This window comes from Escherichia coli, assembly GCF_036503815.1.
GTDB classification, from domain to species: Bacteria; Pseudomonadota; Gammaproteobacteria; order Enterobacterales; family Enterobacteriaceae; genus Escherichia; species Escherichia coli_F.
The window spans coordinates 223,935-248,683 of record NZ_AP027764.1; the positions used below are offsets into that span (position 1 = coordinate 223,935).

Genomic DNA, 24,749 nt, shown 5'->3' on the forward strand with positions numbered 1-24,749 from the left:
GATGAATGTGTTGCGTAGTGGACTCGTGACGATGCTGCTGCTGGCTGCCTTTAGTGTTCAGGCTGCCTGCAACTGGCCTGCCTGGGAGCAGTTCAAAAAGGATTACATCAGTCAGGAAGGGCGCGTCATCGACCCCAGCGACGCGCGCAAAATCACCACCTCCGAAGGGCAAAGTTACGGCATGTTCTTTGCCCTGGCGGCTAACGACCGTGCAGCTTTCGATAATATTCTCGACTGGACGCAGAACAATCTCGCTCAGGGTTCTTTAAAAGAACATTTGCCCGCCTGGCTGTGGGGCAAGAAAGAGAACAGTAAGTGGGAAGTGCTGGACAGCAATTCGGCCTCTGATGGTGATGTCTGGATGGCCTGGTCGTTGCTGGAGGCGGGGCGTTTGTGGAAAGAGCAGCGTTATACCGACATCGGCAGCGCGTTGTTAAAACGTATTGCGCGGGAGGAAGTGGTGACGGTGCCTGGGCTGGGTTCCATGTTGTTGCCGGGCAAAGTGGGATTTGCAGAGGATAACAGCTGGCGTTTTAACCCCAGCTACCTGCCGCCGACGCTGGCGCAGTATTTCACCCGCTTTGGCGCGCCGTGGACTACGCTGCGCGAAACCAATCAACGTTTATTGCTGGAAACCGCCCCGAAAGGCTTTTCGCCAGACTGGGTGCGCTATGAGAAAGACAAAGGCTGGCAGCTAAAAGCCGAAAAAACATTGATCAGCAGCTACGACGCTATCCGTGTTTACATGTGGGTAGGCATGATGCCTGACAGCGATCCGCAAAAAGCGCGGATGCTCAACCGGTTTAAACCGATGGCGACATTCACCGAGAAAAACGGCTATCCGCCGGAAAAAGTCGATGTGGCTACGGGGAAAGCGCAGGGTAAAGGACCGGTCGGTTTTTCTGCCGCCATGCTGCCCTTTTTACAAAACCGCGATGCACAGGCCGTTCAGCGCCAGCGCGTGGCCGATAACTTTCCCGGCAGCGATGCCTATTACAACTATGTGCTGACCCTGTTTGGACAAGGCTGGGATCAACACCGTTTCCGCTTCTCGACAAAAGGTGAGTTATTACCTGACTGGGGCCAGGAATGCGCAAATTCACACTAAACATATTCACGCTTTCCCTCGGTCTGGCCGTCATGCCGATGGTCGAGGCAGCACCAACCGCTCAGCAACAGTTGCTGGAGCAAGTTCGGTTAGGCGAAGCGACCCATCGTGAAGATCTGGTGCAACAGTCGTTGTATCGGCTGGAACTTATTGATCCGAATAACCCGGACGTCGTTGCCGCCCGTTTCCGTTCTCTGTTACGTCAGGGCGATATTGATGGCGCGCAAAAACAGCTCGATCGGCTGTCGCAGTTAGCGCCGAGTTCAAATGCGTATAAATCGTCGCGGACCACAATGTTGCTTTCCACGCCGGATGGTCGTCAGGCACTGCAACAGGCAAGATTGCAGGCGACGACTGGTCATGCAGAAAAAGCTGTGGCGAGTTACAACAAACTGTTCAACGGTGCGCCGCCGGAAGGTGACATTGCCGTCGAGTACTGGAGTACGGTGGCGAAAATTCCGGCTCGCCGTGGCGAAGCGATTAATCAGCTAAAACGCATCAATGCGGATACCCCAGGCAATACAGGCCTGCAAAACAATCTGGCGCTATTGCTGTTTAGTAGCGATCGCCGTGATGAAGGTTTTGCCGTCCTGGAACAGATGGCGAAATCGAACGCCGGACGCGAAGGGGCCTCTAAAATCTGGTACGGGCAGATTAAAGACATGCCCGTCAGCGATGCCAGTGTGCAGGCGCTGAAAAAATATCTCTCGATCTTTAGTGATGGCGATAGCGTAGCTGCTGCGCAATCGCAACTGGCAGAACAGCAAAAACAGCTGGCCGACCCTGCTTTCCGCGCTCGTGTGCAAGGTTTAGCGGCAGTGGACTCTGGCATGGCGGGTAAAGCCATTCCCGAACTACAACAGGCAGTGCGGGCGAACCCGAAAGACAGTGAGGCTCTGGGGGCGCTGGGCCAGGCGTATTCTCAGAAAGGCGATCGCGCCAATGCAGTGGCGAATCTGGAAAAAGCCCTCGCACTGGACCCGCACAGCAGCAACAACGACAAATGGAACAGTCTGCTGAAAGTAAACCGCTACTGGCTGGCGATCCAGCAGGGTGATGCCGCGCTGAAAGCCAATAATCCTGACCGGGCAGAACGCCTGTTCCAGCAGGCGCGCAGTGTCGATAACACCGACAGCTATGCGGTGTTGGGGCTGGGCGATGTGGCGATGGCGCGAAAAGATTATTCCGCCGCCGAACGCTATTACCAGCAGACGCTGCGCATGGACAGCGGCAATACCAACGCCGTGCGCGGGCTGGCGAATATTTACCGCCAGCAATCGCCAGAAAAAGCAGAAGCGTTTATCGCCTCGCTCTCTGCCAGCCAGCGGCGCAGCATTGATGATATCGAACGTAGCCTGCAAAACGATCGTCTGGCACAGCAGGCAGAGGCACTGGAAAACCAGGGCAAATGGGCGCAGGCAGCAGCACTTCAGCGGCAACGACTGGCACTGGACCCCGGCAGTGTATGGATTACTTACCGACTTTCGCAGGATCTCTGGCAGGCCGGACAACGCAGCCAGGCCGATACGTTAATGCGCAATCTCGCGCAGCAGAAGCCGAACGACCCGGAGCAGGTTTACGCTTACGGGCTGTACCTCTCAGGTCACGACCAGGACAGAGCGGCACTGGCGCATATCAACAGCCTGCCGCGCGCGCAGTGGAACAGCAATATTCAGGAGCTGGTTAATCGGCTGCAAAGCGACCAGGTGCTGGAAACCGCTAATCGCCTGCGAGAAAACGGTAAAGAGGCAGAAGCAGAAGCGATGCTGCGCCAGCAACCGCCTTCCTCGCGTATTGATCTGACGCTGGCTGACTGGGCGCAACAACGACGTGATTACGCTGCTGCCCGTGCTGCATATCAGAATGTCCTGACGCGGGAGCCAACTAACGCTGATGCCATTCTTGGCCTGACGGAAGTGGATATCGCTGCCGGTGACAAAGCGGCGGCACGTAGCCAACTGGCGAAACTGCCTGCCACCGATAACGCCTCCCTGAACACACAGCGGCGCGTGGCGCTGGCGCAGGCGCAGCTTGGCGATACCGCAGCGGCGCAGCAGACATTTAACAAGCTGATCCCGCAGGCAAAATCTCAGCCACCGTCGATGGAAAGCGCGATGGTACTGCGCGACGGTGCGAAGTTTGAAGCGCAGGCGGGCGATCCAACGCAGGCGCTGGAAACCTACAAAGACGCGATGGTCGCATCCGGTGTGACCACGACGCGTCCGCAGGATAACGACACCTTTACCCGGCTGACCCGTAACGACGAGAAAGATGACTGGCTGAAACGCGGCGTGCGCAGCGATGCAGCGGACCTCTATCGCCAGCAGGATCTTAACGTCACCCTCGAGCACGATTACTGGGGGTCGAGCGGCACCGGTGGTTACTCCGATCTGAAAGCGCACACTACCATGTTGCAGGTGGATGCGCCCTATTCTGACGGGCGGATGTTCTTTCGCAGTGATTTCGTCAATATGAACGTCGGCAGTTTCTCCACTAATGCCGATGGCAAATGGGATGACAACTGGGGCACTTGTACATTACAGGACTGTAGCGGCAACCGCAGCCAGTCGGATTCCGGTGCCAGCGTGGCGGTCGGCTGGCGAAATGACGTCTGGAGCTGGGATATCGGCACCACGCCGATGGGCTTCAACGTGGTGGATGTGGTCGGCGGCATCAGTTACAGTGATGATATCGGGCCGCTGGGTTACACCGTTAACGCCCATCGTCGGCCCATTTCCAGTTCTTTGCTGGCCTTTGGCGGGCAAAAAGACTCCCCGAGCAATACCGGGAAAAAATGGGGTGGCGTGCGTGCCGACGGCGTGGGGCTAAGCCTGAGCTACGATAAAGGTGAAGCAAACGGCGTCTGGGCATCGCTTAGCGGTGACCAGTTAACCGGTAAAAATGTCGAAGATAACTGGCGCGTGCGCTGGATGACGGGCTATTACTATAAGGTCATCAACCAGAATAATCGCCGTGTGACCATTGGCCTGAACAACATGATCTGGCATTACGACAAAGACCTGAGTGGGTACTCACTCGGTCAGGGCGGTTACTACAGCCCGCAGGAATACCTGTCGTTTGCTATTCCGGTGATGTGGCGTGAACGGACAGAAAACTGGTCGTGGGAGCTGGGGGCGTCTGGTTCGTGGTCGCATTCGCGCACCAAAACCATGCCGCGGTATCCGCTGATGAATCTGATCCCGACTGACTGGCAGGAAGAAGCTGCGCGGCAATCCAACGATGGCGGCAGCAGTCAGGGCTTTGGCTATACGGCGCGGGCATTACTTGAGCGTCGCGTCACATCCAACTGGTTTGTCGGTACGGCAATTGATATCCAGCAAGCGAAGGATTACGCGCCCAGCCATTTCCTGCTCTACGTACGTTATTCCGCCGCCGGATGGCAGGGTGACATGGATTTACCGCCGCAGCCGCTGATACCTTACGCCGACTGGTAAGTTTTCAGATAGCGCCTCTCTTAATGCCGCTGCGATCGGGTATACTCGGGCGGCAATCTGGGATTTCCGGGGGGAGACAATTTGCGCGTAAGTCGCTCGTTAACAATCAAGCAGATGGCAATGGTGGCAGCCGTTGTCCTGGTGTTCGTTTTTATTTTTTGCACCGTTTTGCTGTTCCATCTGGTCCAGCAGAATCGCTATAACACGGCTACGCAACTGGAAAGCATTGCTCGCTCTGTCCGCGAACCCTTATCTTCTGCCATTTTGAAAGGCGATATTCCCGAAGCGGAAGCTATTCTTGCCAGCATTAAACCGGCAGGCGTGGTCAGCCGTGCCGATGTGGTGCTGCCTAACCAGTTCCAGGCGCTGCGTAAAAGTTTTATTCCAGAGCGTCCGGTGCCGGTAATGGTTACTCGCATGTTTGAGCTACCGGTGCAAATCTCGCTGGGCGTTTACTCGCTGGAACGTCCGGCAAACCCGCAGCCAATTGCCTATCTGGTGCTACAGGCGGATTCCTTCCGCATGTATAAGTTCGTGATGAGCACCCTCTCAACGTTAGTGACCATTTACTTACTTTTGTCGTTAATATTGACGGTGGCGATTAGCTGGTGCATTAACCGCCTGATTTTGCATCCGTTACGCAATATTGCTCGTGAACTTAACGCCATCCCAGCCCAGGAGCTTGTTGGTCACCAACTGGCATTACCACGTCTGCATCAGGACGATGAAATCGGTATGCTGGTGCGCAGTTACAACCTCAACCAGCAATTGCTGCAGCGCCATTATGAAGAACAGAACGAAAATGCGATGCGCTTCCCGGTGTCGGATTTGCCGAACAAAGCCTTGCTGATGGAGATGCTGGAGCAGGTTGTCGCGCGTAAACAAACCACCGCGCTGATGATTATCACCTGTGAAACCCTGCGTGATACTGCGGGCGTGCTGAAAGAGGCGCAACGAGAAATTCTGCTGCTGACGCTGGTGGAAAAACTCAAATCGGTACTGTCGCCACGTATGATCCTCGCGCAGATTAGTGGTTATGACTTTGCTGTCATTGCCAACGGTGTACAGGAGCCGTGGCACGCAATCACTTTAGGTCAGCAAGTGCTCACTATCATGAGCGAGCGCCTGCCGATTGAACGTATTCAACTCCGTCCGCACTGTAGCATTGGCGTGGCGATGTTCTACGGCGATCTCACCGCCGAACAGCTTTACAGTCGCGCTATTTCTGCGGCATTTACCGCTCGCCATAAAGGTAAGAATCAGATTCAGTTCTTTGATCCGCAGCAGATGGAAGCCGCCCAACAGCGGTTGACGGAAGAGAGCGATATCCTTAATGCACTGGAAAATCATCAGTTTGCGATTTGGTTACAGCCACAGGTCGAGATGACCAGCGGTAAACTGGTCAGTGCGGAAGTGTTACTGCGTATCCAGCAACCGGATGGCAGTTGGGATCTGCCGGATGGCTTAATCGATCGCATTGAGTGCTGTGGGCTGATGGTTACCGTCGGTCACTGGGTGCTGGAAGAGTCCTGTCGACTGCTGGCTGCCTGGCAAGAGCGCGGCATTATGCTGCCCTTGTCGGTAAACCTCTCAGCGCTGCAACTGATGCACCCGAATATGGTAGCGGATATGCTGGAACTGTTAACCCGCTATCGCATTCAGCCGGGAACGCTGATTCTGGAAGTGACAGAAAGCCGACGTATTGACGACCCTCATGCAGCGGTGGCAATCCTCCGCCCGTTGCGTAATGCCGGCGTTCGGGTGGCGCTGGATGATTTCGGCATGGGCTACGCAGGGCTGCGTCAGCTGCAGCATATGAAATCGTTGCCAATCGACGTGTTAAAAATCGACAAAATGTTTGTTGAAGGCTTGCCGGAAGATAGCAGCATGATTGCTGCAATTATCATGTTGGCGCAAAGCCTGAACTTACAAATGATTGCCGAAGGCGTGGAGACTGAAGCACAACGCGACTGGCTGGCAAAAGCGGGCGTTGGTATTGCCCAGGGCTTCCTTTTTGCTCGCCCACTCCCTATTGAAATCTTCGAAGAGAGTTACCTGGAAGAAAAGTAGCTACCCCAAACTGATTACAAAACTTTAAAAAGTGCTGGTTTGTGCGAGCCAGCTCAAACTTTTTAACCTTTTTGTTTCAATTATGATCCAGGTACATTTCTGTGATGTTGTCTGGGTGTTATTTTAAGGCCGCAGGTACCCCATAACCTTACAAGACCTGTGGTTTTACTAAAGGACACCCTATGAAAACCTCTCTGTTTAAAAGCCTTTACTTTCAGGTCCTGACAGCGATAGCCATTGGTATTCTCCTTGGCCATTTCTACCCTGAAATAGGCGAGCAAATGAAACCGCTTGGCGACGGGTTCGTTAAGCTCATTAAGATGATCATCGCTCCTGTCATCTTTTGTACCGTCGTAACGGGCATTGCGGGCATGGAAAGCATGAAGGCGGTCGGTCGTACCGGCGCAGTCGCACTGCTTTACTTTGAAATTGTCAGTACCATCGCGCTGATTATTGGTCTTATCATCGTTAACGTCGTGCAGCCTGGTGCCGGAATGAACGTCGATCCGGCAACGCTTGATGCGAAAGCGGTAGCGGTTTACGCCGATCAGGCGAAAGACCAGGGCATTGTCGCCTTCATTATGGATGTCATCCCGGCGAGCGTCATTGGCGCATTTGCCAGCGGTAACATTCTGCAGGTGCTGCTGTTTGCCGTACTGTTTGGTTTTGCGCTCCACCGTCTGGGCAGCAAAGGCCAACTGATTTTTAACGTGATCGAAAGTTTCTCGCAGGTCATCTTCGGCATCATCAATATGATCATGCGTCTGGCACCTATTGGTGCGTTCGGGGCAATGGCGTTTACCATCGGTAAATACGGCGTCGGCACACTGGTGCAACTGGGGCAGCTGATTATCTGCTTCTACATCACCTGTATCCTGTTTGTGGTGCTGGTACTGGGTTCAATCGCTAAAGCGACTGGTTTCAGTATCTTCAAATTTATTCGCTACATCCGTGAAGAATTGCTGATTGTACTGGGGACTTCATCTTCCGAGTCGGCGCTGCCGCGTATGCTCGACAAGATGGAGAAACTCGGCTGCCGCAAATCGGTGGTGGGGCTGGTCATCCCGACAGGCTATTCGTTCAACCTTGATGGCACATCGATATACCTGACAATGGCGGCGGTGTTTATCGCCCAGGCCACTAACAGTCAGATGGATATCGTTCACCAAATCACACTATTAATTGTGTTGCTGCTTTCTTCTAAAGGGGCGGCAGGGGTAACGGGTAGTGGCTTTATCGTGCTGGCAGCGACGCTCTCTGCGGTGGGCCATTTGCCGGTAGCGGGTCTGGCGCTAATTCTTGGTATCGACCGCTTTATGTCAGAAGCTCGTGCGCTGACTAACCTGGTCGGTAACGGCGTAGCGACCATTGTTGTTGCTAAGTGGGTGAAAGAACTGGACCACAAAAAACTGGACGATGTGCTGAATAATCGTGCGCCGGATGGCAAAACGCACGAATTATCCTCTTAATCTCACCACTTATGCCCGCACTCCCTTCCCCGAGTGCGGGTGTTTGCGCATAATTGACCCCTGTGCCTGAACTTACCACCTGGGTGAGTTCAGGTTTATTTCACTTCTTCCGTGACATTTTCATGTTCTTGCGGTCTAACACGAAGTGTTTTTAACGTCATTTAGACTGACCGACAACGGGCAGTTTTTTATTACCAGGATAGTTGATCAGGGGTTCACATGCAGGGCACAAAAATTCGACTTTTAGCGGGCGGTTTGCTGATGATGGCCACTGCTGGCTATGTGCAGGCAGATGCGCTCCAGCCTGATCCAGCATGGCAACAGGGGACGCTTTCCAACGGTTTACAGTGGCAAGTGCTGACCACGCCCCAGCGTCCCAGCGATCGCGTTGAAATTCGCCTGCTGGTTAATACCGGTTCGCTCGCCGAAAGTACACAACAGAGCGGTTACAGTCACGCCATCCCTCGTATTGCGTTAACGCAAAGCGGTGGCCTTGACGCAGCACAGGCGCGTTCATTGTGGCAGCAGGGGATCGACCCTAAACGCCCGATGCCGCCGGTAATTGTCTCTTATGACACCACGCTGTTTAATCTGAGTTTGCCCAATAACCGTAACGACTTGCTGAAAGAAGCGCTCTCGTATCTGGCAAATGCCACTGGCAAACTGACCATCACACCAGAAACCATCAACCACGCGCTGCAAAGTCAGGACATGGTGGCAACCTGGCCTGCCGATACTAAAGAGGGTTGGTGGCGCTATCGTCTGAAAGGATCAACCTTGTTAGGTCACGATCCTGCCGATCCGCTGAAACAACCCGTTGAAGCGGAAAAGATTAAAGATTTCTATCAGAAATGGTACACCCCGGATGCAATGACGCTGCTGGTGGTGGGAAACGTGGATGCGCGCTCGGTTGTCGACCAAATCAACAAAACGTTTGGCGAACTGAAAGGCAAACGTGAAACACCGGCTCCGGTGCCGACGCTTTCTCCGCTGCGTCCTGAAGCGGTGAGTATTATGACCGATGCGGTACGTCAGGACCGGTTATCTATCATGTGGGATACGCCGTGGCAGCCAATTCGTGAATCAGCCGCACTGCTGCGCTACTGGCGTGCGGACCTGGCCCGTGAGGCGCTGTTCTGGCACGTTCAGCAAGCGTTAAGCACCAGTAACAGCAAAGACATCGGTCTTGGATTTGACTGCCGTGTGCTGTATCTGCGTGCGCAGTGTGCCATCAACATCGAGTCACCAAACGACAAGCTGAACAGCAACCTTAATTTGGTAGCGCGTGAGCTGGCAAAGGTTCGCGATAAAGGTCTGCCGGAAGAAGAGTTCAATGCGTTAGTGGCGCAAAAGAAACTGGAGCTGCAGAAACTGTTTGCCGCCTATGCGCGAGCTGATACCGATATTTTGATGGGCCAGCGGATGCGTTCGTTGCAAAATCAGGTCGTCGATATCGCGCCGGAGCAATATCAGAAATTGCGCCAGGATTTCCTTAATAGTCTGACGGTAGAGATGTTAAATCAGGATCTGCGCCAGCAGTTGTCGAACGATATGGCGTTAATTCTTCTGCAGCCGAAAGGCGAGCCAGAATTTAACATGAAAGCGTTGCAGGCGGCCTGGGATCAAATCATGGCCCCATCTACTACTGCTGCCACAACCTCAGTTGCCACGGATGACGTACATCCTGAAGTGACGGATATTCCACCCGCACAGTAATAAATAACCCGGCAGCGTTTCTTCTGCGCTGCCGGGATTAACGGTAATAAATTAGTTACCGTGATATAACCGCAGATATTTTTCCGGGCACGGCGGTAGCGCGCAGATAACCATTCATTATTAAAATAAACTTACCGTAGAGTGGGTTTAATTATTTATTAGCTGAATAAATTATACCGGTGCCTCCAGGAAGGAGTGAGTTTATGCTTGTGTTAAAATCACAATCGATTGGATTCAGGATTTCCACAACTTATTTATCTTTAACATATACAGAGTCTGATGGCGTCAACATTAAAGTAGATGCTCTGGAGTTAATATCAACAGAGAGAGATTATGTTCAAATTGAACTGGTCTTCACTACAGTTGCTGAAGTTAAGTGTGCTACCGTCAATTTTTATGAAGCCAATTATAACAATATTGTTATTAAGAAGGTTGATGGTGCAAATCTGGACTCCGGTGTATATCAAGTAATGAATTCTGTACCGCTTGAAGAAAAAGAGAAATTATATGACCCTAAAAAACGGTTGAAGTTAAAACATTATATTATAGCAGGTTATGATAGTTATGTTGAGATTTTAGCTACTGGTTTTAGCTGTATACGATGCAGGCAATAGATGGTGTTAAATAATAGCCTATCATATAGAAATATTGAAAATTGAAGAAACTGATAAAGTAGTAAAATATGAATTTGGACCTACATCTTCTGACTATTGTAGATCTGATTACGGCGAATTCTTGATAGATAAAAGAACGGGTGAGATGACATTAGTCAGAATGGTTAAAAAAGATTCGGCTAATAAATTTTATTTGCGAGCGAGTTTTAAGATTCTGACCTGTTGGCTAAAGGGCTATTTGCCAAAAAATGAGGAGTGGGCTTCTTAATAAGTAACTTTGCAGAATAAGTGAATTTTCCCATTTTTGGGGGGCAGTCGTTGATTCTTATACAGTTTATGTTATGGGTGCCAAATTTAGGATAGGCTATGGATTTTCACTTGGATATTTTGCTCCCTACACGATTCGCTCCAGAGGAACTAGATCTACAAGAGGTTATGGTTCACTGGGGTGGGGAAACCTTTCATCGCGACCCTCCGGTATACGCCTGGTGTAATCATCATCTTTTGCATAGATGCAATCTACCGATTACTTATGGCCCACCTTTAGATGAGCACATAGACTTTAATGAATATCATGTTTACAACTTCAATGGTTCTTTAGTCGATGACCTGGAAATGGCTGTGAATAAAGGAAAGGATATTTCAACCAATCCTATAATTAAATTTATTAACAACCTGGTTAGCAAAAATTACGGGGGGTGGGTAATCTTGTCATTAGATGATGAAAAAATAGAAGTGATTAAAAATATAAGCTTCCAGTATTCTTTTCTATCATTATTAGTTGATGGACTAAAATGGGAAAGACCGCATGGGGTGGCAATATTATATAATTCACACTTAATTTAATTAATTAATGAATGGAAACATATGTATCGTGTAAAGGTTGTTTGGCTTACAGAAAATGAAGGTGGCAGAAGGAGCGCACCTCCTATCGGTAGATATTATTCCCGTCTCCAGGTTTCCAGAGGAGAAAACTGACTGGCAAAATAATGCATGGGGTGTTGTTTTTGAATTGGAAAAACCTAATGTAACCGATGGACGTATCGTTTCAATGAGGTGCGTTCAGTTCCTTTTCGATACCGCCCCTGAACAATGGATGACTAAGTACGAGGCATTTGAGATCTACGAAGGACCAAGAAAAGTCGCAGATGTATTATTGATAGGGAATTAATTTTATTTATGTCAGACTATTTAATTATATTTGCGACCTCAACGCATTTTCAGGAGTATAAATGCGTAACAAAAAACGCATACTATTCTTGCTAACAGTCATTTTTTGCTTAACAGGTCTTTATTCCTGCAACAAAAATTTTCTCTTACTCTGGGATGCCAATAATATGTATGTCAGCACAAGAAATAATATCGATAAAGAGAAGGTAAAAATAGAATTCGGTATCAGTGTCAACACGATCAACCGAGAAACGGATGCCGAATTATTTGCTGATAGAGATAAGTATGCAGTGCTCTTCGATGGTAGCCTGAGAAATAAGATGATAAACGAATACGGAGAAAATGATTTTTTAATTACCTACGATAACCGCTGCTATTTATCATTTCGTCAATTTAAAACAAATCGTCGTCATCAACATGACTATTATTTTGACTTCTTTAACAAGGATGGGAATGTCTTCGTCACGGTCGAAATTAAAGGTGAGAACCCGCTTAAATTTACGCGTAGTTTGAATGATATGCGTCAGCAGTTTATTTCAAATCATCAGCACCGCTCGGTTCGTCCCTGCAAGATGATTAACGGAGAACGAATATCTACCCGTTCTCCGTCAAAAACCATTATTCCGGCATCGCCTCACGCGGGATAATCGCGCCGCGATACTGAATAACGGTACTTGCGGTCAGGTGCCCGCGTTTCGCCGCATTTTCCGCACTGCCGCCCGTCAAACGTACCGCCAGATAACCGGCACTGAAAGAGTCGCCAGCTGCGGTGGTATCGATCACTTTTTCTTTCGGCAGTTTCACCGCCGGAACATCCACTAACCCCTCGCCAGCAATGGACACCAGGCAAGAATCCGCCCCGCGTTTCACCACCACTTCTTTCACGCCCGCGTTATGGGTGCGCGCAATGACGTCTTCCACCGGTTGTTGACCCCACAGCGCGTCTTCGTCGTCCAGCGTCAGGAAGGCGATATCCGTGCATTCCAGCATTTGCTGGTACATCTGCTGTGTCTCTTCTTTGCTGGCCCACAAGCGCGGACGGTAGTTATTGTCGAAAATCACTTTTCCACCGTTAGTGCGGCATTCGCGCAGCAGGGAAAGCAGCTTTTCGCGGCTGGTCGGGCTTAAGATTGCCAGGCTAATCCCGCTCAGGTAGAGATAATCAAAATTCGCCAGCTCTGCACAAATCGCTGCGGATTGCTCACTCTCCAGCCAAAATTTGGCGGCGGCTTCGTTACGCCAGTAGTAGAACGTACGTTCGCCAGTGCTGTCGGTTTCAATGTAGTAAAGACCCGGCAGACGATTTTCCATCCGCTGGGTCAGGGAAGTATCAACGTTCTCGCCGTGCCAGGCGTCCAGCATCTGCTGACTAAAACTGTCCGTTCCCAGCGCCGTCACGTAATGAACGGTTAATGCCGCAGGATCGACCTGACGGGCGATATAGACGGAAGTGTTCAGGGTATCGCCGCCGAAACCGCGCTTAACGTCCGCGCCTTTCTCGGAAAGCTCAATCATGCATTCGCCAATCACGGCAATCTTTTTGGACATAGTCGTGAACCTGATCTGTAAAAAATTAGCGTTAGTTTGCGCTGTGGTGGTTTGCTGGTCAACCATATTAAAACAGTGTTCCATTATTTTTTTGAGCCAGAACGTATTCCTGAAAGATTCCGTTGTGGAGTGGGGAAATTTAACCCGGCCAGGCGGTAAAGTTCTGCCCTTGCGCGCCGATAATCTTTGTCGAGTCCGGGCAGCATCACTTTTAAACACAGGACATCTTTGATGATAAGGCAGGTTATCCAGCGAATAAGCAACCCTGAAGCAAGCATCGAGAGCTTGCAGGAACGGCGTTTTTGGTTGCAGTGTGAGCGTGCTTACACCTGGCAGCCGATCTATCAAACCTGCGGACGGTTAATGGCCGTGGAGCTATTAACGGTGGTCACGCATCCCTCGAACCCTTTACAACGTCTGCCGCCGGATCGCTATTTTACTGAAATCACCGTCAGCCATCGGATGGAGGTTGTGAAAGAGCAGATTGATTTGCTGGCGCAAAATGCCGACTTCTTTGTCGAGCACGGCCTGCTGGCATCGGTCAATATTGATGGCCCTACGCTCATCGCCCTGCGTCAGCAACCAAAAATCCTGCGCCAGATTGAGCATCTTCCCTGGCTGCGTTTCGAACTGGTAGAACACATCCGCCTGCCAAAAGACTCAACCTTTGCCTCGATGTGTGAATTTGGTCCGCTGTGGCTGGATGATTTCGGCACTGGGATGGCAAATTTCTCTGCGCTCAGTGAAGTCCGTTACGACTACATCAAAATCGCCCGTGAGCTGTTTGTGATGCTGCGTCAGTCGCCGGAAGGACGCACGCTCTTTTCTCAGCTTTTACATCTCATGAATCGCTATTGTCGCGGGGTGATTGTCGAAGGTGTGGAAACGCAGGAAGAGTGGCGCGATGTACAAAATTCGCCTGCATTTGCCGCACAAGGCTGGTTTCTTTCACGCCCGGCACCGATAGAAACGCTGAATTCGGCAGTTCTGGCGCTATAAGCTGCCTCATTTTCTGCCTGGCTGGACTATCTTTAGGACTGGCACAGGAAGAAATATGAGGAAGCGAATGATGAGCAAGGCAGGCAAAATAACCGCTGCGATTTCAGGGACTTTCTTGTTGTTGATTGTCGTGGCGATCATTTTGATTGCAACATTTGACTGGAATCGACTCAAACCGACCATCAACCAGAAAGTCTCTGCGGAGTTGAATCGTCCATTCGCTATCCGTGGCGATCTGGGCGTGGTGTGGGAGCGGCAAAAACAAGAAACCGGCTGGCGCAGCTGGGTGCCGTGGCCTCATGTGCATGCAGAAGACATCATTCTTGGCAATCCGCCGGATATTCCCGAAGTCACAATGGTGCATTTGCCGCGGGTAGAAGCGACGCTGGCCCCGCTGGCGTTGCTGACCAAAACGGTCTGGCTGCCGTGGATAAAACTGGAGAAGCCCGACGCGCGTCTGATTCGTCTCTCTGAAAAGAACAATAACTGGACGTTTAATCTCGCCAATGATGATAACAAAGACACGAATGCAAAGCCGTCGGCGTGGTCGCTTCGACTGGATAATATTCTGTTCGATCAAGGGCGGATCGCTATTGATGACAAAGTAAGCAAAGCGGATCTGGAAATTTTTGTCGATCCGTTAGGCAAGCCGCTGCCGTTCAGTGAAGTTACCGGATCGAAAGGTAAAGCGGATAAAGAAAAGGTGGGCGATTACGTTTTTGGTCTGAAGGCGCAGGGACGTTATAACGGTGAACCGCTCACGGGCAAAGGTAAAATCGGCGGTATGCTGGCACTACGCGGCGAAGGTACACCGTTTCCGGTACAGGCTGATTTCCGCTCCGGGAATACTCGCGTCGCTTTTGATGGCGTTGTGAATGACCCAATGAAGATGGGCGGTGTCGATTTACGGCTTAAATTTTCTGGCGATTCGCTGGGTGATCTCTATGAACTGACGGGCGTTCTGCTTCCCGATACCCCGCCGTTTGAAACCGATGGTCGGCTGGTCGCGAAAATCGACACTGAAAAATCGTCGGTATTTGATTATCGGGGCTTTAATGGGCGCATTGGCGATAGTGATATCCACGGTTCTCTGATCTACACCACCGGCAAGCCACGGCCAAAACTGGAAGGTGATGTCGAATCGCGGCAATTGCGGCTGGCAGATTTAGGGCCATTGATTGGCGTTGATTCTGGAAAAGGTGCAGAAAAGTCGAAACGGTCTGAACAGAAGAAGGGTGAAAAAAGCGTTCAGCCTGCGGGCAAAGTGCTGCCTTATGACCGCTTCGAAACCGATAAATGGGACGTCATGGATGCCGATGTTCGCTTCAAAGGGCGGCGCATTGAGCATGGCAGTAGCCTGCCGATTAGCGATCTTTCTACTCATATCATCCTCAAAAATGCTGACCTGCGCCTGCAACCGCTGAAATTTGGCATGGCAGGCGGCAGCATTGCGGCGAATATTCATCTGGAAGGTGATAAAAAACCGATGCAGGGGCGGGCAGATATTCAGGCTCGTCGGCTGAAACTCAAAGAACTGATGCCCGATGTAGAACTGATGCAGAAGACTCTGGGGGAAATGAACGGTGACGCGGAACTACGCGGTAGCGGTAACTCGGTGGCGGCGCTTTTAGGCAACAGTAACGGCAACCTGAAACTGTTGATGAATGACGGGCTGGTGAGCCGCAACCTGATGGAGATTGTCGGGCTGAATGTCGGTAACTACATTGTCGGTGCGATATTTGGTGATGATGAGGTGCGGGTGAACTGCGCGGCAGCGAATCTGGATATTGCCAACGGTGTAGCGCGTCCGCAGATTTTCGCTTTTGATACCGAGAATGCGTTGATCAATGTTACCGGCACGGCAAGTTTTGCTTCGGAGCAACTGGATTTGACTATCGATCCAGAAAGTAAAGGGATTCGGATTATCACACTGCGTTCGCCGCTGTATGTGCGTGGGACATTTAAAAATCCGCAGGCTGGGGTGAAAGCCGGGCCGTTGATTGCTCGCGGAGCCGTCGCGGCGGCACTGGCAACGCTGGTAACACCGGCGGCGGCGTTACTGGCGCTGATCTCTCCTTCCGAAGGGGAGGCTAATCAGTGTCGGACGATTTTGTCGCAGATGAAGAAGTGATGGAAACTGCCGGATGCGGCGTGAACGCCTTATCCGGCCTACAAATCCTTGCGAATTCAATATATTTTATGGAAATTCAGGCCTGATAAGCGTAGCGCATCAGGCAATTTTCAACCTTATTACAACGATTGATGTCGCGTCTCATGGGTCAGCAGCAGGGCGATTAAGGTCAAGCCAGCCATCGCCGCCAGATATAACCCCACCGCACCTAACCCGTAGTTAGTCTGCAACCAGGCTGCGATATATGGTGCAACGGAAGCCCCGAGAATCGACGCTACGTTGTAAGAGAACGATGCTCCGGTGTAACGCACTTCTGTCGGGAACAGCTCTGGTAACAGCGCGCCCATCGGCCCGAAGGTCAGTCCCATCAGACTTAACCCCAGCAGCAGGAAGGCAAAAACCAGAATCGGGTTGCCAGAACCGAGCAGCGGGTTAAAGGCGAACAGCGCGAACAGGATGATCAGCGTGGTGATGATTACCATGCTTTTACGGCGACCAAAGGCATCAGCCAGTAATCCGGCGACTGGCACCATCACGCCAAAACCAATCACTGCCATCATCAGCATCCACAATACTTCGTTACGCGGCAGGCCAAGCCCAACTGGCGCGGCGGCGGTACTAAAGGTCATAGAGTAGACCGTCATGATGTAAAACAGCGTATAGGTTGCCAGCATAATGAACGTACCCAGTACGGTTACGCGAACATGTTTGGTCAGCAGCGTACCCAGCGGGATCTTCACCTGTTTTTTCGCTTTAGCGACTTTCTCAAACACCGGTGACTCATGCAGCGACACGCGAACATACAGGCCGATAATGACCAGCACCGCCGAGAAGATAAACGGCACGCGCCAGCCCCAGCTCATAAACTGCTCATCTGTCAGTAGCCAGGAAAGCAGCAGGAAAGTGCCGTTGGCAAAGAAGAAGCCGATCGGTGCGCCCAGTTGCGGGAAGGAGCCGTACAATGCACGTTTGCGCGGTGGTGCGTTCTCGGTTGCCAGCAGCGCCGCTCCGCCCCATTCGCCGCCTAAGCCCAGACCCTGACCAAATCGAGCCAGTGCCAGCAGCAGCGGGGCGAAAATACCAATCGTGGCGTAACCTGGCAGCAGACCAATCACCACGGTCGAAATCCCCATCGTTAGCAACGAGGCGACCAGCGTCGCTTTACGCCCAACGCGATCGCCAAAATGACCAAAGACGGCAGAGCCAATAGGGCGCGCGACGAAGGCGATGGCGAAGGTGGCAAGCGACTGTAGCGTTGCTGCCGTGGGATCACCCTGTGGGAAGAAGATATGCGGGAACACAATAACGGCTGCCGTTGCGTAAATATAGAAGTCGAAGAACTCAATGGCTGTACCGATGAGTGAGGCAACCAGAACTTTATTACGTGAGTTTACCGGCGTAAATTCCTGGTTATTTTCGAGTGTTGTGGCTGTTGCTTGCATAATCTTTTCTTATTCTTTGGCTAACGAATAGCCATATTACGCACAGCAAAAGTGATATTTCAATGTGTAACAAATCGCGGAGTTGGTCGAAAATCAGCCAAAAAGGGAATAATGTTTAAGCTGGTGATTTTTCTTCTATGAAATGCTTCACATAATTTCATAAATGGTGGATAAAACTGGTTTTAGGTTAAATAAAAGTTACCAACTGGATTTATATGCTGGAGTAATGAGTTGGAATGAAATTGTTTGCTCCTAAGAGATGACAGAAAAGGCTCTGGGGAAGAGTTTAAGTGGTTATGTGCGCATGATAGCCGGATGCGATGCTGGCGCATTTTATCCGGCCTACGGGGAGCCAGGCCGAATAAATTCGTAGGCCGGATAAGGCGTTACGCTGCATCCGGCATATTTTAAGACTGCGTTTTCCCCGGCATTCTCGGGTCGTCTTTGTATTCGGCGGTGGCAATCCACGCCGCGCAAAACAGCGTCAGACGAGCGAAGAAGTAGAAAAACGCCATCAGTCCCAGCACGGAACCAAATGCTGCGCCAGACGGAGATTTCATCAGCGATGGCAGTGTGTAGGTCATCACGATTTTAATCACTTCAAAACCTATAGCAGCAAGAAATGTTCCGCGAATTAGCGCTTTTTTGCGCGGACGGTGGCGCGGCAATCGCCAAAAGATCCAGAAGAAAAGCAGATAGTTGGCGAAGATGGAAATCGCAAGACCAATCAACCGCCACGTTGGTTTCAGCCACTCAATGCTGTTCAGGTGCAGGGCGCTAATAATCATTTGCTGCGCCGAACCGGCAACCGAGGTGATCGAAAGCGTCACAATGAGCGCAATCAACAAACCAATCAGCGAAATAAAATCACGCAGATATTTAACCCAAAATTTTTCCTGATCCTGTGGCGAACGTTCCCAGACATCGCGCGATTGAGCGCGAATCGCTTCACGCAGGTTACCCATCCAGTTGATGCCGGAATAAAGCGCCACCGCCAGGCCGACAAGCCCTACCGTCGTACGCTGTTGAACGGCGGTGTTGATGGTGTTTTTCAACGTGGCGGCTAGCGTCGGATCGCTGATGTTTTGCAGAATTTTGTCGAAGATATCCTGTAGCAACATCGGATGGGAGGCCAGCACAAAGCCCCCTGCGGCAAACGACACCATCAAAATCGGGATCATCGACAAAAATGAGAAATAGGTGATAGCCGCACCAAACTGATTCCCCAGCCGATCGTTAAAGCGTTCAGTCGCGCGAATCAGGTGCGCAATAATCGGTTGGCGTTGGACTTTTTCGGCAGTAGTGGTGACGGTTTCCAGCGCCTGGCTAACTTTGCCGCCTTTCTCGCTATTATCCAGCGGTTTAATCGGCTCGAGCTCCAGATCCTGGGTGGGACGTTTAATCTCGTTTTCCTGCGTCATCCGCTCATTTATCCTTCTGTCTTTATCATTCTTAAAAAGTATAGTCTGTCAGTCCAGGTACTCTTTCATTACGCCAGCCAGCCACTGCATAAACAGGTTTACACGCCGGGAAAGCTCCCGACGCTGCGGATAAACCAGCGAAAGGGAGAGCGGCTCGGCACGGTAGCCAGGTAATACTTCAATAAGCCGCCCGGCACGCAGGGCTTCGCGCACGGCAATGCGCGGGATCTGAATAATCCCCAGACCGGCAAGACCGGCGGCGAGATAGTTTTCGCTACTGTTTACCGTCAACATGCCGCCAGACTTAAACCACTGGACACCATTAACGCTGGCAACCTCAAAACCTAACGGATGTACACCCAGGTGTGGTGTGTAACGCACTATTGCGTGTGAAGTCAGATCATCGGGGCTTTGCGGATAACCAAAGCGCGTCAGATAGTGCGGACTGGCACAGTTGACCATGGTCAGTTTGCCGAGGGGACAGGCGATAACACCATCTTCCGATAACGCGCCAGTGCGTATCATGCAATCAAAACCATCATGAAGAATATCTACCGGACGGTCATGGCTACTCAGTTCCAGCTCAATTCCCGGATGCTGATAGAGAAATTCCGACAGGCGCGGCAGTAACAGGCTTTTCGCGATTCCTGGTGGGATGTCGATGCGTAATTTACCGCTGATACTGGTGGCATCCTGTTGAAACAGACCGTCCAGTTCGTTGAGATTACTCAACACATCTTTTGCCCGTTGATAATAGGTCATGCCTTCTGGCGTGAGTTTGACCCGTCGCGTGGTGCGCTGGAGAAGCTGGGTGCCAAGTTGATGTTCCAGTGCCTGTATCTGGCGCGAAACACTTCCCTTTGGCAAAGCAAAGAAATCCGCTGCGCGGGAAAAACTTTCCAACTCCGCGACTTTGATGAACAACTGCATTGCGTGAATTTTATCCATTTCTTTGACCGATTGTTGTTCACAGCGAAACAGTAACGCGCATATCGCATTGTTTATTGTTTTTTCTAACATCTAATGCCGGGTTTCACAATGTTGTCATGACGAATGTGGCGATTTCTCAGCAGGAAAAGGGGAGAATAGCTTTATGAGAAAGGTGAATCCCCTTAAACAGAGTGTATTTTTCAGCGATTCCCTTTAAAGTGAACAGAGGACGTGTTGGCTATTTGTGCTTATTTTTGTCTCATTGCCGTTTGTTATTTTTGTTTGTAGTCGCGGAATTTCATTTTTAATTGCATGCGTACTAGCCATCAATATAAGGAAATCCTCAAAATTGTTTTAAATAATGCCCTCGACATGTAATTTCAGGCGTTTAGCTGTAACTATTTATATCGGTAACTATTTTCTACGCGTCATCTCTGTAGAATGGCCACCGCCAAATGGCGAATTCTTATTTTTTCTCGCGGGTAATACCCTTCCACTACTTAAGTCTTTTTAACGTATTCAGGTGGAGATTCAGTTATGCAAATAGTCATGTTTGACAGGCAGTCAATATTTATTCATGGAATGAAAATCAGTTTACAGCAACGTATTCCAGGAGTGAGTATTCAGGGGGCCAGTCAGGCAGACGAGTTATGGCAAAAGCTGGAAAGTTACCCTGAAGCCTTAGTGATGCTCGATGGCGATCAGGATGGTGAGTTTTGCTACTGGTTGCTGCAAAAAACCGTGGTGCAATTTCCTGAGGTTAAGGTGTTAATTACGGCGACGGATTGCAACAAACGGTGGTTACAGGAAGTTATTCATTTTAATGTGCTGGCCATTGTGCCTCGTGATTCAACCGTCGAGACATTTGCGTTGGCGGTCAATAGTGCGGCGATGGGGATGATGTTTCTGCCGGGAGACTGGCGAACGACGCCGGAAAAGGACATTAAAGATCTCAAATCGTTAAGCGCCCGCCAGCGGGAGATTTTAACCATGTTAGCGGCGGGCGAATCAAATAAAGAGATCGGCAGGGCGCTGAATATCAGTACCGGAACGGTAAAAGCGCATCTGGAATCACTGTATCGCCGTCTGGAAGTGAAAAATCGCACCCAGGCGGCAATGATGTTAAATATCTCCTCCTGAAGAGGATAATTTTACAGCCAGCAGGAAGTTAGCGGCTGGCTGTAAAAATATTATGGTTCGCCGTACAAACCAATTAAACGGCGTACCACACCATTAGTCCAGCCAAACCCATCCTGCAACGGATACTCGCCACCGCCGCCTTCGCGGGGAACACCATCGGCAATATGGTATTTCTCAATCAGTTTGTGCTGTTCCAGATAGAACTGATTCACCGTCTTCAGCCAGCTGCGCGCGATTTCATCACCCAGAAGGTCATCGCCGTACATTTTAAATCCCTGAATCGCCATCCATTGTAATGGTGCCCAGCCGTTAGGTTTATCCCACTGTTCACCGGTTTCGTACTCGCTTGCCAGAATCCCGCCAGGTGTCAGTAACCGACTGCGCACGGCGTTTGCCAGACGATCGGCCTGTTCATGGTTCGCCATACCGACATAGAGCGGCACAATGGCGGCAGCGGAAAAGAGCGCCAGTTGTTCGCGTCGCCAGTCGTAATCGCGGTAGATACCGTTTTCATCATCCCAGAGGTAACGGTTTACCGCATCGCGACGGGCACTGGCCTTCTGGCGGAACAGTGCTTCTGTCTCTTTCTCGCCTTTCAGTGCCGAGATGTTGGCGATGGCGCTCTCCAGTTTAAACAGGAAGGCATTCAGATCGATGGGGATGAACTGGGTGGTACGAATGCTCGCCAGACGACCGGTATCACGCAGCCAACGGGAAGAGTAATCCCAACCGGAGGCCGCCCCCGCGCGTAAATCGCGGTACACCTCGTTGGGCGGGCGACCAGAATGTTTCGCGGTTTCAACGTCCTCAAGCCAGGATTCGTCACGCGGTGTGTCGCGATCGTCCCAGTAACGGTTGAGCAGCGATCCGTCCGGCATCCGCACAACATGGCGATAGGCCTGATTAGGGATCAACGATTCTGCACCGTCCATCCAGAAGGCATATTCCATTTTCAGGTGGTCGAGATAGCGGCGCGCACCGCGTACGCCATCTTCTTCAAACAACTCCACCATCAGCGCAAAAACCGGTGGTTGCGAGCGGCTTAAATAATAGGTGCGGTTGCCGTTGGGGATGTGACCATAGTTTTCGATCATCCAGGCGAAGTTATCGGCCATGCATTTCAGCAAATCTTCCCGACCACTTTCCGCCAGCCCCAGCATGGTGAAATAGGAATCCCAGTAGTAGGTTTCGCTAAAACGGCCCCCTGGAACAATGTAAGACTGTGGCAGCGCCAGCAGAGAAGACCACGGAATGTGATCCTGCGGTTCGCGGGTTAGCACCGGCCACAGCTGGTCGATATGCTCTTTCAGGGAATTTTGCGGGTCCGATACATACTCGCTGGAGTAGACCTCCGGTAGCCAGAAGTGATTTTCAACAAACTTGCGCAAGTCAAAATCACGATGATGGCGCACTTTACGGTAGCGGATTAAGATATCCAGCGGGTCCATTTTGGGTGCGCAGTCGGGAAAGGTTTTACTGTCGGGGAAAATTTTCGCCGACTGAACATGCTCGAACAGTTCGAGATAGCGATCGGCAGGCGTCAGCGCATCAGAGGCGGGCAGCCCTTCAATCATCTCGGGTTCTGGTTCTGCCTCGATCATCTCATCCAGTTTTAATTCATACGGGTCCAGTTCATAGCAGAGATCGACCTCGATCATCAGTTCGTCTGGATTAGAGTTTTGAATTTTCTGATTGAGCATAAGGATCCGACCTCCGAAATTCGTCGCTAATTATCGGGCTTTTCTTTAAGGGTAGTCATTCGCTCCGCCTGGTGGGCGACAAAGCGTGCGGTGGATCACGTTTATTAACTTGTCAAAAAATATAACGCACTAATATCAATAGAATTTATAAAAATACGGATTCCGTGTTGTTTTTCATTTTCAGAACATTCAATCCTGCTCTCGCCGCAATCATGATATGCCATTCCTGCTCTGTATAATAGGCGCAGGCTATTTTATTGATAGTTTATATTCATGTAATTGATTGATTCCTATCAAAAAGCGTATTTCCCTGTTTTTTATGATGGCTTTGTCTCGCAGAGACGTTTGCAGCATTCTGGAAAATTTTCTGGGTCACAATAACTCACCACCGTGAGGGAAGAATAATGAAAATGGTCTCACGTATTACCGCGATCGGCCTGGCTGGCGTCGCGATTTGCTATTTAGGGTTATCTGGTTATGTGTGGTACCACGATAATAAACGCAGTAAACAGGCCGATGTTCAGGCATCTGCTGTCAGTGAAAATAATCAGGTTTTAGGTTTTCTTCGCGAAAAAGGATGCGACTATTGTCATACGCCTTCGGCAGAATTACCCGCCTATTATTATATTCCTGGCGCGAAACAGTTGATGGATTACGACATTAAGCTTGGATATAAATCTTTTAACCTCGAGGCCGTGCGTGCGGCTCTGTTGGCAGATAAACCCGTTTCGCAAAGCGATCTGAATAAGATTGAATGGGTGATGCAGTATGAAACTATGCCGCCAACGCGTTACACCGCGCTACACTGGGCGGGTAAGGTGAGTGATGAAGAGCGGGCGGAAATACTTGCCTGGATTGCAAAACAGCGCGCGGAATATTACGCCAGTAATGATACTGCTCCGGAGCATCGCAATGAACCGGTGCAGCCTATTCCGCAAAAACTGCCTACCGATGCGCAAAAAGTGGCGTTGGGTTTTACGCTGTATCATGATCCCCGTTTATCGGCTGATAGCACCATTTCATGTGCACATTGCCATGCGTTAAATGCGGGTGGCGTTGATGGCAGAAAAACGTCGATTGGTGTTGGTGGTGCCGTTGGACCGATTAACGCACCGACGGTATTTAACTCAGTATTTAACGTTGAGCAGTTCTGGGATGGTCGTGCGGCAACATTGCAGGATCAGGCGGGTGGACCGCCGTTGAACCCGATTGAAATGGCGTCGAAATCCTGGGACGAAATTATTGCTAAGCTGGAAAAAGATCCGCAGCTTAAAGCGCAGTTCCTCGAAGTCTATCCGCAAGGTTTCAGTGGCGAAAATATTACTGATGCTATTGCTGAATTTGAGAAAACATTAATTACGCCGGATTCCCCATTTGATAAATGGTTGCGTGGAGATGAGAATGCGCTGACGGCGAAACAGAAAAAAGGCTATCAATTATTTAAAGATAATAAATGTGCAACTTGTCATGGTGGTATTATTCTCGGCGGACGTTCTTTCGAGCCGTTGGGGCTGAAAAAAGACTTTAACTTTGGTGAAATTACGGCGGCGGATATTGGTCGTATGAATGTTACTAAAGAAGAGCGTGATAAATTGCGTCAGAAAGTACCCGGTTTACGTAACGTTGCTTTAACGGCACCGTACTTCCATCGCGGTGACGTGCCGACGCTGGACGGGGCGGTAAAACTGATGCTGCGCTATCAGGTAGGCAAAGAGCTGCCGCAGGAGGATGTGGATGATATCGTAGCTTTCCTGCACAGTCTGAACGGGGTATATACGCCGTATATGCAGGATAAACAATAATTAATTTGATCGCCCGAACAGGAATGTTTGGGCG

The 24,749-nt window shown here is 50.6% G+C and carries 18 protein-coding genes; 13 read left to right on the forward strand and 5 right to left on the reverse strand.

The window, feature by feature from the left end; genetic code table 11:
* Nucleotide 1 precedes the first annotated feature (1 nt).
* The 9 genes from bcsZ to AABJ99_RS01065 all read left to right on the forward strand — a co-directional run bounded on the left by bcsZ (nt 2) and on the right by AABJ99_RS01065 (nt 12,249).
* Nucleotides 2-1,108: a cellulose synthase complex periplasmic endoglucanase BcsZ gene (gene bcsZ / locus AABJ99_RS01025; RefSeq protein ID WP_001353587.1), complete on the forward strand. Its 1,107-nt coding sequence runs from the start codon at nt 2-4 to the stop codon at nt 1,106-1,108.
* A complete protein-coding gene (gene bcsC / locus AABJ99_RS01030) occupies nt 1,090-4,563 on the forward strand; it encodes a cellulose synthase complex outer membrane protein BcsC (protein ID WP_039021888.1) in 3,474 nt (1,157 codons plus the stop codon). The genes bcsZ and bcsC overlap by 19 nt, the downstream gene beginning before the upstream one ends.
* Before the next feature lie 81 nt (nt 4,564-4,644).
* On the forward strand, nt 4,645-6,633 hold the full coding sequence (hmsP, locus tag AABJ99_RS01035; protein ID WP_001266333.1) for a biofilm formation regulator HmsP: 1,989 nt from the start codon (nt 4,645-4,647) through the stop codon (nt 6,631-6,633).
* Nucleotides 6,634-6,815: 182 nt separating this feature from the next.
* Nucleotides 6,816-8,102, forward strand: a complete 1,287-nt coding sequence (gene dctA, locus AABJ99_RS01040; RefSeq protein ID WP_000858214.1) for a C4-dicarboxylate transporter DctC — start codon at nt 6,816-6,818, stop codon at nt 8,100-8,102.
* 219 nt (nt 8,103-8,321) lie between these two features.
* Complete coding sequence (gene yhjJ / locus AABJ99_RS01045; protein WP_001163147.1) at nt 8,322-9,818, forward strand: M16 family metallopeptidase; 1,497 nt, start codon at nt 8,322-8,324, stop codon at nt 9,816-9,818.
* A 203-nt stretch (nt 9,819-10,021) separates the two neighbouring features.
* Nucleotides 10,022-10,432 (forward strand): hypothetical protein, encoded by a 411-nt coding sequence (locus AABJ99_RS01050; protein ID WP_039021887.1) that lies wholly within the window; start codon nt 10,022-10,024, stop codon nt 10,430-10,432.
* Nucleotides 10,433-10,798: 366 nt separating this feature from the next.
* Complete coding sequence (locus AABJ99_RS01055; protein WP_039021886.1) at nt 10,799-11,278, forward strand: hypothetical protein; 480 nt, start codon at nt 10,799-10,801, stop codon at nt 11,276-11,278.
* 61 nt (nt 11,279-11,339) lie between these two features.
* A complete protein-coding gene (locus AABJ99_RS01060) occupies nt 11,340-11,603 on the forward strand; it encodes a hypothetical protein (RefSeq protein WP_241957770.1) in 264 nt (87 codons plus the stop codon).
* 61 nt (nt 11,604-11,664) lie between these two features.
* The gene (locus tag AABJ99_RS01065; protein WP_105278564.1) at nt 11,665-12,249 is read left to right on the forward strand and encodes a hypothetical protein; all 585 of its coding nucleotides are present in this window, start codon (nt 11,665-11,667) and stop codon (nt 12,247-12,249) included.
* Here the strand turns inward: AABJ99_RS01065 and kdgK are convergent.
* Entirely contained in the window at nt 12,221-13,150 is a 930-nt protein-coding gene (gene kdgK, locus AABJ99_RS01070; protein WP_039021892.1) for a 2-dehydro-3-deoxygluconokinase, read from the reverse strand. The genes AABJ99_RS01065 and kdgK overlap by 29 nt on opposite strands.
* Nucleotides 13,151-13,381: 231 nt before the next feature.
* On the opposite strand from kdgK, the gene pdeH reads away from it, so the two are divergent.
* Together pdeH and yhjG are read left to right on the forward strand one after the other, a co-directional pair.
* A complete protein-coding gene (pdeH, locus tag AABJ99_RS01075; protein WP_001353592.1) occupies nt 13,382-14,149 on the forward strand; it encodes a cyclic-guanylate-specific phosphodiesterase in 768 nt (255 codons plus the stop codon).
* A 70-nt stretch (nt 14,150-14,219) separates the two neighbouring features.
* Nucleotides 14,220-16,280: an AsmA family protein gene (gene yhjG, locus AABJ99_RS01080; RefSeq protein WP_039021884.1), complete on the forward strand. Its 2,061-nt coding sequence runs from the start codon at nt 14,220-14,222 to the stop codon at nt 16,278-16,280.
* A gap of 119 nt (nt 16,281-16,399) precedes the next feature.
* On the opposite strand, the gene yhjE is transcribed toward yhjG, so the two are convergent.
* The 3 genes from yhjE to rcdB all read right to left on the reverse strand — a co-directional run bounded on the left by yhjE (nt 16,400) and on the right by rcdB (nt 20,091).
* The gene (gene yhjE, locus AABJ99_RS01085) at nt 16,400-17,722 is read right to left on the reverse strand and encodes an MFS transporter (protein WP_001149025.1); all 1,323 of its coding nucleotides are present in this window, start codon (nt 17,720-17,722) and stop codon (nt 16,400-16,402) included.
* 407 nt (nt 17,723-18,129) lie between these two features.
* Nucleotides 18,130-19,143, reverse strand: a complete 1,014-nt coding sequence (gene yhjD, locus AABJ99_RS01090) for an inner membrane protein YhjD (RefSeq protein ID WP_039021883.1) — start codon at nt 19,141-19,143, stop codon at nt 18,130-18,132.
* A gap of 48 nt (nt 19,144-19,191) precedes the next feature.
* Complete coding sequence (gene rcdB, locus AABJ99_RS01095) at nt 19,192-20,091, reverse strand: LysR family transcriptional regulator (protein WP_039021891.1); 900 nt, start codon at nt 20,089-20,091, stop codon at nt 19,192-19,194.
* Between the two features lie 519 nt (nt 20,092-20,610).
* On the opposite strand from rcdB, the gene yhjB reads away from it, so the two are divergent.
* Nucleotides 20,611-21,213, forward strand: coding sequence for a helix-turn-helix transcriptional regulator (yhjB, locus tag AABJ99_RS01100; RefSeq protein ID WP_001167676.1), 603 nt, complete (start codon nt 20,611-20,613; stop codon nt 21,211-21,213).
* Between the two features lie 50 nt (nt 21,214-21,263).
* Here the strand turns inward: yhjB and treF are convergent, their stop codons facing one another.
* Nucleotides 21,264-22,913, reverse strand: a complete 1,650-nt coding sequence (gene treF / locus AABJ99_RS01105; protein ID WP_039022021.1) for an alpha,alpha-trehalase — start codon at nt 22,911-22,913, stop codon at nt 21,264-21,266.
* 404 nt (nt 22,914-23,317) lie between these two features.
* Between treF and ccp the strand changes: the two genes are divergently transcribed.
* The gene (gene ccp, locus AABJ99_RS01110) at nt 23,318-24,715 is read left to right on the forward strand and encodes a cytochrome c peroxidase (RefSeq protein WP_039022022.1); all 1,398 of its coding nucleotides are present in this window, start codon (nt 23,318-23,320) and stop codon (nt 24,713-24,715) included.
* Nucleotides 24,716-24,749 lie beyond the last annotated feature (34 nt).

Bases quoted from the DNA above. Each gene is read 5' to 3' on its own strand.
- bcsZ (WP_001353587.1), top strand. From the start codon at position 2: ATGAATGTGTTGCGTAGTGGACTCGTGACGATGCTGCTGCTGGCTGCC.
- bcsC (WP_039021888.1), top strand. From the start codon at position 1,090: ATGCGCAAATTCACACTAAACATATTCACGCTTTCCCTCGGTCTGGCC.
- dctA (WP_000858214.1), top strand. From the start codon at position 6,816: ATGAAAACCTCTCTGTTTAAAAGCCTTTACTTTCAGGTCCTGACAGCG.
- yhjJ (WP_001163147.1), top strand. From the start codon at position 8,322: ATGCAGGGCACAAAAATTCGACTTTTAGCGGGCGGTTTGCTGATGATG.
- AABJ99_RS01050 (WP_039021887.1), top strand. From the start codon at position 10,022: ATGCTTGTGTTAAAATCACAATCGATTGGATTCAGGATTTCCACAACT.
- AABJ99_RS01055 (WP_039021886.1), top strand. From the start codon at position 10,799: ATGGATTTTCACTTGGATATTTTGCTCCCTACACGATTCGCTCCAGAG.
- AABJ99_RS01065 (WP_105278564.1), top strand. From the start codon at position 11,665: ATGCGTAACAAAAAACGCATACTATTCTTGCTAACAGTCATTTTTTGC.
- kdgK (WP_039021892.1), bottom strand. From the start codon at position 13,150: ATGTCCAAAAAGATTGCCGTGATTGGCGAATGCATGATTGAGCTTTCC.
- pdeH (WP_001353592.1), top strand. From the start codon at position 13,382: ATGATAAGGCAGGTTATCCAGCGAATAAGCAACCCTGAAGCAAGCATC.
- yhjG (WP_039021884.1), top strand. From the start codon at position 14,220: ATGAGCAAGGCAGGCAAAATAACCGCTGCGATTTCAGGGACTTTCTTG.
- yhjE (WP_001149025.1), bottom strand. From the start codon at position 17,722: ATGCAAGCAACAGCCACAACACTCGAAAATAACCAGGAATTTACGCCG.
- yhjD (WP_039021883.1), bottom strand. From the start codon at position 19,143: ATGACGCAGGAAAACGAGATTAAACGTCCCACCCAGGATCTGGAGCTC.
- rcdB (WP_039021891.1), bottom strand. From the start codon at position 20,091: ATGGATAAAATTCACGCAATGCAGTTGTTCATCAAAGTCGCGGAGTTG.
- yhjB (WP_001167676.1), top strand. From the start codon at position 20,611: ATGCAAATAGTCATGTTTGACAGGCAGTCAATATTTATTCATGGAATG.
- treF (WP_039022021.1), bottom strand. From the start codon at position 22,913: ATGCTCAATCAGAAAATTCAAAACTCTAATCCAGACGAACTGATGATC.
- ccp (WP_039022022.1), top strand. From the start codon at position 23,318: ATGAAAATGGTCTCACGTATTACCGCGATCGGCCTGGCTGGCGTCGCG.